The organism is Bacillus sp. N6 (assembly GCF_052805735.1).
In genome coordinates, this window is sequence record NZ_JBRAZW010000004.1 from 1 (window position 1) to 7,946 (window position 7,946).

The window sequence follows — 7,946 nt, forward strand, 5'->3', positions numbered from 1 at the left end:
CCTCTATTCGTTATATAGAAGCAACCTATATAGAAGGTATCAACAACACTACATACACCACCTGTTATATATAGTATGACTTCCCTTCCGTCTACTCATTGACAACCACTCATTACATACACTCTTTAAGAAAGCCTTCACTCTTTGTTCATTCATCATGCTACCTCATGCATAGTCAACCAATCCTTCTATACTATCAATACTCTTTAGTAAGCTATTGAACAATACAACCATCAATGAGAGAAGATATAGAACACAAACAACTATACACTCTCTGTATACAAGCTACCTAGTACAACACATACACCTAAAGGAGTATACAACCTCGTATAAAAGACACTATCCCTCATAAGTTATTTAGTAGGCTTTTCAAGAAACCTTATGTCCGTACTTAGGTCTTAATGTACTAGAAACTTTTCTTAATACTCTTTAGTAGTCTTTCGGTAAATAGTATAAGAAGCATAGAGAAGTAGTAGCCCGTACAAAAGAAAAAACAGTGGTGGTTGCTTACGCTTAAAAAACCCAAAAAGAGTTACTTAAGTTATTTAGTACCCTTTTTAAGAAAATCAGTTTAAAAAGCTATAAAAAACTATTGTTGTACGTGTGTCTAAATAGCGTTAAAACGGCTCTAGACCAACAAAGAAAAGAGAAAAGAAAAACCCCAACCCCTTTCTTAATACTCTTTAGTATGCTTTTTAAGAAAAAGTAGTAGAAAAGCTATTAATTAACGTCTTTTTAATGCCGATAAAATAACCAAAAAAAGCTACTTGCACCCCGCAAATAGCTCATGTTAATATCTAATTGTGTGAAGCATGTTTATAGTGGTACTGCTTATGTTCTCGTGGTGGAGAACGTACTACTTGTAATATTGTTTAAATTGAGTATAAAAGTTATTACGAGAAACTAAGTCTTTTAAGACCTGTTCCTCAATGAGTTGAGATACAATACTTTCAAAGCGTGGTGGCTCTGATTCGTTGTATATCAGCTCTATTTTTTTACCCTCATTCTCTAAAACCGTCTTATAAATTGTACATTCTCTCTCGCTTTCCTTACGACAAAGAGAGGAACGGCTATTTTCAACCTTTCCCCTTCAGACCTCTTATTTTCGCTTCTAACGAGTTTTATTGTCTTCTAATATATTTGTATTCATTCTTTCGCTACATAGCTGTCAAAATATCGTCTTTTACTTTAAAACGTCCACGTTCTCCAATTTCTACAAAACGTTTCATTTCAAGTGATTCGCACTTTCTCCATGCTTCCGCATCGCCACTATTCGCCTTTTTCGTTAATTTACTAATTCTAAAAATCTGGTTACCCGTTAATTTTGGTGTTTCAGGATTCATATTATTATAGTCTTCAGATGTCTCATTTTCGTTTATATAAGACTTTTCCTCTTTAATGGTATAATTGCCCTCTTTTTGTTCTGAAACCTCTAAGAATGGATTTTCAGCGTCTTTAGGCATAACTATTGCTTCTTGATACCCTGTTACTGTTTGTATTAGTTCTTTTTTAGGCTCTAAAGTAGGGTTTGGGGCTTGTGTTTCTTCTTTTTGTTTAGCTAATATCAATGCTAGTCTTTCTATTTCTTCTTGTGTAGCTTCTTTAGGCTCTGCTGGTTGTTCTGATTCTTCTCTATGTTCTTCTAACCAATCTGGAGTCATTTCTTTTCTAGTCGTTTTCTTCTTACTACCAATAGAACCACTATGACCAGTACCCTTCCTAGTGACGCCTTTTTTTCTTTTGTTCTTTGCTACTTCTGAGGTATCGCCTAATTCTAGTTTTTCCTCATTCTTGATGTATGTATCTATCATGCAATTAAGTCGTTCGTTTTTCTCTTCAACAAACATAATTGCACCTTTATAGTTGTTTGCTATTTTCTCTTTTAAAGTGTCGTCAATTTCAAAGTTGTGTCTTTCGATGTAAGAAAGCACATAATCTTTAATATTAGTAAAATAATGCTTAGTAAAACTAGTGCTTAGTAGTGTGCCATTTTTGTCATGAGTACCCGTGTCATTCTTGTCATGAGGGGTGATGTCATTTTTGTCATAGGTCGGTTCAACCGTTGATACATCTGTGTTTTTTAGTTGTTCCATGATGATGTGTTCACGCAAATAAATACGATTTGCTTCTCCATTTTCTTTTTCTGGTTGTTCAGCAAGAAGAACTCCACATTCTCGCAACTCATTCATATATCTTTGCATTGTACGTACACTGGTTTTTAAATACATTGCTAGTTTTTTATTTGTCGCTACACGGTAAACGCCTTTTCCGTCAATCCATGCTTCGCCGTTTTCAATCACGTTATATAATGACTCTCTCCACATATCACGTAATGTTAAATATAATCGTTCTGCGTTTGCGCTCACACCTTTTTCTATGAAGTAGATTCTAATAGGTTTAGGTATAGCTAAAAACGGTACTGTGGCACCGTAATAATAGTCTTTTAAAGTTTCTAATTGATTAATAGTTTCTTGCATTAAAAAAACCCCTTTTCGAATTGTAAGTACAACGAAACAGAGGTATTGTGCATTCTTTATATAATTGATATAATAACTATATAAAATTTATACAGAATTACCGCTGTATAAAACATGTACGGAATCAAAAAGGAATCCGTTCAATCTAATTGAATACACTATGCCTAGGAGCGCTTTATACCTGTTGTTTTGGTCGACATGAGGTATAAGGCGTTTTTTCGTTGTCATTTATTGCTATTATACTACGAATACGGTCGAATAAATAGACTTCTAGAAAGGAAGTCGTTGTGATATCATATACTACTTGCTTTCAAGTAACACACAGCGTACCTGTTCTTCATTAACTTTGTCTTTCATGTATGCATTAAATCTATTTAACAATATATCACAATTATAATTATTTATTTATATTAAGATTAACAGATATTATACTTATTTCAATTGGTTTGTCACGACGCACATTAATTGGACACATTCTGAAAGGCGATCCATGTCAACATTATTTAATGTTGCATATTCATCCTCATTTGGGTTTGCTTCCTCTAGCATTTCATTTAATCCCTCTACCAGCCAAAAAAACTTTCCTTCTAATAACCCGTTTTCATTATTGTTCATCGTCATTTCCTCCTAGTTTTGGTTTCGAAACTTTTTACATAAAAAGAGATGGACTATTGTCCGCTATCCATTCTCTTTTTTAAGCTTTTTGTTTCTGTCATTAGTACCCGTTACCTTAGCCAATTCAATCCATTCTTCAACTTTCTCTTCGCCAAAATCGACTATGTTTTTGGCAATCATACGCTCCATTTTGTATGCTTTTTCGGCGTCTTTGATGTTATCTACACCATAGTAGCCCATCTTACTTGAATAGAACGTCTCAAACTTATCTTTTCTTACAGGCATTGTTTCACCTCATTTACAAACATAGTATATAACGGTTTCGAAACCATGTAAATATATTTATTGTAATTTATATACATATTTTCTAACATTTGTATATAGAAAATACCCTTCTTTTGTTATATACAATTGAAAGGCTCAAAAAAAGAGCCAGGTTATTAGGCTGACTCTTTGCGAGGGTGGGGATAACGTTCCACACTTAATAGTTACAAGTTGAGATAATAGACTTATAAAATAAGTTGTTTTTCTCTATGAAATTGTATCTTCAGTATATCACCCGTATAACAATCTCATTTGCTACTTTGTATACATAGAAAAAAGACGCTAGTTTTCGCCAGCGCCTTCTTCCCAATCTATTGTCACTTGTACAGAAATCTAGAGGTAGAAAAAATAGAAGATAATAAACAATTAAAGCAATTAGTAACCCTTATATTGTACAAAACATTTAACTGCTTCACAAAGTTTATCTAACTGTTTCGGCTTCCAACTCTTCAATAACTGTTTCTAACGCTTCGATTTTGCCTTCTAAACGTAGTTTTGTTTCTTCCCTCACAATAACATCACGCTCTTGTACGTCAATACGACGGCTTTCCAGCTCAATTTTAGTAAGGTTAATCATATTCATGTGTTCACTGCTTGCACCTTGTAATGAATATAACAGGGCGTTTAAATCAGTCTTATCAATTTTACGCTCACAGAATAGCTTCATTAAGGTTTTACGTGTGATTAAAGCGTCTTTCGGTGTATCAATATTAATATTCACGTCAATCGGCTTCTTTTTGGCTGTCGTTTTCGTTTTAGTAGTCATTTTGTCTCCCTCCTAACGCTCGTTTAATGTTTCTTACTATATTTGATTGTCTACCATCAATCATGTTGCCATCTTCATCTAAGTAAGTATTATGAATAGATGTATCTTTGACTTTCATTCGGTTATAAATAATCTTTAGTTGAGCATATGTAAGTTTCCCACTGTCATACAGGGCTTTTACATCATCCCAGGACAAACTATATATACCGTGCTTTTCTAGTCCTAACTCCTGCTCTAAACCCCTGATAGTTTCAATGTTATGAATGTATTGGGCTGTTTCAGGCGTCGGCTCACCGTTAATGTAATGTAGTTGCATCTTTTGTCAATGCCTTTCTTACAACTGGACTTAATCCAGCTAAATTTTGTTCGTGCGCTTCTTTTATGTTGGTGCTCGGTCTTGTATAAAGAATATCGCCTTTTACCCACTTTAGAAGTCCTTCAGTTGGGTCGGTTTCCTCTCTTACCGTGCTATGTTTCATAATTACCGCATAGTGTTTAGGGTCTGTTTTACGCCAGTATTCCAGCTCCTTCACATGCATAGAGCCGTTATGATTCACATTGCATTTACACCGTTCAAAATGACATTCGCAAACGTCACAAAAAGGGTCGATATAACCATTGATAGCCACTATATTTCTAGCTTTTGTTTTCTCTAACTTCTCTGCTACACCTTGTTCACTATTCGCTAGAATTACTATACCGTTGGGTATCCTTACGGATTGTATCTTGTTTAATCGTTTAGCAAGGCTTTTTACTGTCGCCAATACCTTCACCTCTCATAACGGCTAATAAGAGTGCTTTACGGTTACTTCCGTTCAACCTTTTTTTCTCGTATGATTTGCGGTTACTCTTGATGTTTAGCATTGTATCTACAAATAGGGTTCTTGTTTCGTTCTTATCCATGTCCTTCTCCTTTACGTAATAAGCCCAATACTAGACCTATTGACCTTCGAGTTCTTGGTTAAAAGCGTCTCTTGCTACCTCTTCATTTGGTCTTGTGTCTACTACTGGGAATAGCGTTTCTTCTCCAGACATGTCACCAGCTATTTTTGAGCTTAATAAGGCGTCTTTGTATTGTTCCACTGCTTCTTCTCGTGTCATTAGTGAAAATTGAGAGTTAAAGGCGTCTCGTTCGGCTTTTAAGACATCATAAATTGATTTAATATTGTTACGTTCTGCCACTGTATATTCTTCTGGTGCTTGTTCCATATACACGCGGTTTGCGTCTGCAATTTGAAAGGCTCTTTCATCTTCAAATACTGGAATATCTGCTTTGCTATCAACAAAATTAATCTCTTTGCCGTCAATCTCATGCATTGCCTTTACATATAACTCTGATAATAGTTGTTTCTGCTCTGTTTCAAATTGGGCTTTTCTTTCCGCTAGTGCCTGGGCTTCTGCTTCAAAACCTGCTAAACCCTCATTAAACGTTTCTTTCTGATTAAAAAACTCTTGTTTTAAAAGTCCTTTATAGTCTGGTCGGTGTACGTCACCTTTGATATATGGGTTATTTGCCATTTCATTCATCCTCCAATGTATAGTTTCCGTCTAGAAAGCCTTTTGGGGCTTCTCCTGTCTCTTTGTACGTGCCTTTTAATTCTTCATATAGTTTTGTACTCAATCGGACGTCTTCGCTTGTATATCCACCGTATCGTTTGTTTACAGTGTCCCGCACTTCTTTGTGGTCGCTTGCTTTACCACGTCCTAGTACGATTCCTCTATCTTCTACACGCCAGTTAATCCCTTCACCAGTGATTGTAGTTATTAGTTGCTTACTCATTTATTTAGCTCCTTGTGAAATGCCTGTGCTTCTGCACTTTGTTTTAGTGCGGATACACCTTTTTCCTTTTCGGGCACTTTACCAGCGAGACTCTTTTTAATAGATTTCTTTGCTTCTGTTTGGATTAACGCTTTTACAATGGCGATACGCTCATTCATGATGCGAGTGTCTTTGTTCTGTACCATGCTTGCTAAACTGCTTGGTAGTCCTGCGTTGTTTAAACGTGTTTCTGCTATTTCTAACAACTCCTTACTCTTTTTAATATTATTAGCTTCAGCAAATGCACTATCGAGCCTTTCCATTGCTTGTGTGCGTTCCTGCTGGATTCGTTCGGCTTCGTCACGATTCGCTAAAGCTTGGTTGACTGCTTCATCAATATCCGATTTTGTAAAAGTTTCTTCTGTTTGTTGGTCTGTATCATGTTGTTGTTCGTTCTCTAACATATCTATTTCGCTCCCAATCATAGTCAATATAACGATGTATTAAATTGTCACTACAATTAATATATAATTAGATTTGTTGTTCCATTTAACACTTTGTATACATAAAACTCATCACATAAAATTGCTGATTAAAAAGATTGGCTGGGAAGTCAGCTTACTTTATAAAGCCGTATCCAAACCCCGAAAAGTTACCAAAAAAATCGTCTGTTGGGTTTTATTTTTCGCCCGATACCCCCCGTCGTATCCCCGATGGTTACAACGAGTTAAAACGATTCCCCAGTGAAGAACGTCCATGAGCGAATATTTATGTGAATCATTTCACATAAAGTATACATAATGTATGTTATAGGTAGTCATAATAGAAATGCTGTTATATCAACGTTTGTCGAGTCCTAGGGATGATGTATAAAGATAGTGGATATATAGATAATTTAATTATGCAATGACATACACAAATATACATGGATTCCCTACCAATATTCATGATTCTATTCAATCCTTTTTGGGCTTCCTGTCCTCCTTCATATACCGATGTATGCATTACTAATTTTTCTGATATAACGACAAAAAAACAGTACAAATTGTACCTAATATTTTTACACATATTCAAGAGAAAAACATGCTTATTTCATAATGTTAAATAGATTTGGATTGACTTTTAATAAGAAAGGGAAATCCCTTCTTACTCGTCATATGGACGAAATTTTTCTCGCAATCCTTCTAATTCTTCTTTCTTGGCTTCTATATCAGCTTTTAGAAATAAACTCACATTCCCTAGCTTTTTAATTGGCGTTAACTTACCAGACTTAATCATAACACTCATACGAGAACGGCTTACACCTAAAATCTCCATTGCCTCTGAAGTGATAAGGACTTCTTCTCTGATAAAATTCTCGACTTCTTCCCTAGAATTTAAATGATACTTCATTATTCTTCACCTCTCATACATAACTTGATTATAAACATGATAGTATACACAATCCCTGCAACTATACATATCCAATCCAACGTAGTCATTACACTAAAATCATTGGCTATTGCCCACAAAAATAAAATAACAAATACAGTTAAATCAATTGGTTTTATTTTCTTCATCATTTTTCGGTGACGGATGTTATAATAGTAATGAGGGGAATATGGCTGTCAACCCTTCCCCTCATCTTGCTTATTTGCGTTTACGTTTGTTACGTTTACGCTTTTTGCTTTGTTGTAGTTTCTTAGTCGCTTTAGTGTGGATGTCTAAACCAACGTTTATGATTCCGAACACTGAAGCGATTATTGCTACAACATCTTTAATTGTTTCCATCACCTTGCCTCACCTCCTTATAATCTTATTATACTATGGCTATCAACATTTGTAAACAGGTTTTTTAAATTTGTTTAAGAAAGTTGAAAGAAATAAAAAAAGAGTCGCTGGACTCTATCACTCTCTATCTATTACATATCCTCTCAGTGCTCACACCTACCTATCATCACTACACTATCTCTTATAGTTATTTAGTAGTCTGTCGAACAACACAACTAATCATATATACAACCGT

General features: G+C 35.1%; 11 protein-coding genes. All 11 read right to left on the bottom strand.

What is annotated here, in order from left to right; genetic code table 11:
* Positions 1-1,157: 1,157 nt before the first annotated feature.
* Complete coding sequence (locus tag ACUXVC_RS28325; RefSeq protein WP_446026238.1) at positions 1,158-2,477, bottom strand: hypothetical protein; 1,320 nt, start codon at positions 2,475-2,477, stop codon at positions 1,158-1,160.
* A gap of 432 nt (positions 2,478-2,909) precedes the next feature.
* Positions 2,910-3,092 (bottom strand): hypothetical protein, encoded by a 183-nt coding sequence (locus ACUXVC_RS28330; RefSeq protein WP_061661031.1) that lies wholly within the window; start codon positions 3,090-3,092, stop codon positions 2,910-2,912.
* A 63-nt stretch (positions 3,093-3,155) separates the two neighbouring features.
* A complete protein-coding gene (locus ACUXVC_RS28335; RefSeq protein ID WP_061661032.1) occupies positions 3,156-3,377 on the bottom strand; it encodes a hypothetical protein in 222 nt (73 codons plus the stop codon).
* Positions 3,378-3,837: 460 nt separating this feature from the next.
* Positions 3,838-4,182 (bottom strand): hypothetical protein, encoded by a 345-nt coding sequence (locus ACUXVC_RS28340; RefSeq protein ID WP_098546628.1) that lies wholly within the window; start codon positions 4,180-4,182, stop codon positions 3,838-3,840.
* Positions 4,172-4,498 (bottom strand): hypothetical protein, encoded by a 327-nt coding sequence (locus ACUXVC_RS28345; RefSeq protein ID WP_061661034.1) that lies wholly within the window; start codon positions 4,496-4,498, stop codon positions 4,172-4,174. Before ACUXVC_RS28345 ends, ACUXVC_RS28340 begins: the two co-directional genes overlap by 11 nt.
* A complete protein-coding gene (locus tag ACUXVC_RS28350; protein ID WP_446026236.1) occupies positions 4,479-4,955 on the bottom strand; it encodes a hypothetical protein in 477 nt (158 codons plus the stop codon). The genes ACUXVC_RS28345 and ACUXVC_RS28350 overlap by 20 nt, the downstream gene beginning before the upstream one ends.
* A 166-nt stretch (positions 4,956-5,121) precedes the next feature.
* Positions 5,122-5,700: a hypothetical protein gene (locus tag ACUXVC_RS28355; protein ID WP_446026237.1), complete on the bottom strand. Its 579-nt coding sequence runs from the start codon at positions 5,698-5,700 to the stop codon at positions 5,122-5,124.
* Between the two features lies 1 nt (position 5,701).
* Complete coding sequence (locus tag ACUXVC_RS28360; protein WP_061661037.1) at positions 5,702-5,962, bottom strand: hypothetical protein; 261 nt, start codon at positions 5,960-5,962, stop codon at positions 5,702-5,704.
* Entirely contained in the window at positions 5,959-6,426 is a 468-nt protein-coding gene (locus ACUXVC_RS28365; protein ID WP_086385194.1) for a capsid assembly scaffolding protein Gp46 family protein, read from the bottom strand. Before ACUXVC_RS28365 ends, ACUXVC_RS28360 begins: the two co-directional genes overlap by 4 nt.
* Before the next feature lie 661 nt (positions 6,427-7,087).
* The gene (locus ACUXVC_RS28370; protein WP_098361513.1) at positions 7,088-7,333 is read right to left on the bottom strand and encodes a helix-turn-helix domain-containing protein; all 246 of its coding nucleotides are present in this window, start codon (positions 7,331-7,333) and stop codon (positions 7,088-7,090) included.
* A 237-nt stretch (positions 7,334-7,570) separates the two neighbouring features.
* Positions 7,571-7,714 carry a hypothetical protein gene (locus tag ACUXVC_RS28375; RefSeq protein ID WP_153580007.1) on the bottom strand — a complete coding sequence of 48 codons (144 nt, stop codon included), beginning with the start codon at positions 7,712-7,714 and terminating at the stop codon, positions 7,571-7,573.
* Between the last annotated feature and the right edge of the window lie 232 nt (positions 7,715-7,946).